Source organism: Paenibacillus agri (assembly GCF_013359945.1).
GTDB lineage: Bacteria > Bacillota > Bacilli > Paenibacillales > Paenibacillaceae > Paenibacillus_AQ > Paenibacillus_AQ agri.
In genome coordinates, this window is record NZ_JABWCS010000113.1 from 1 (window position 1) to 316 (window position 316).

General features: G+C 56.0%; 1 rRNA gene. It reads right to left on the reverse strand.

Annotation, left to right across the window (positions count from 1 at the left end):
- Positions 1 to 316, reverse strand: a 23S ribosomal RNA gene (locus HPT30_RS00525); the annotation flags it as partial.

Below are 316 nucleotides of genomic sequence, written 5' to 3' on the forward strand. Positions count from 1 at the left end.
ACCCCTAACCACTCCCCTTAACCTTCCAGCACCGGGCAGGCGTCAGCCCGTATACTTCGCCTTACGGCTTCGCACAGACCTGTGTTTTTGCTAAACAGTCGCTTGGGCCTTTTCACTGCGGCCCCCTCGGGCTATTCACCCTACCGAGGCACCCCTTCTCCCGAAGTTACGGGGTCATTTTGCCGAGTTCCTTAACGAGAGTTCTTCCGCGCGCCTTAGAATTCTCTTCTCGCCTACCTGTGTCGGTTTGCGGTACGGGCACCTTCTCCTGACTAGAGGCTTTTCTTGGCAGTGTGAGATCATGACCTTCGCTACT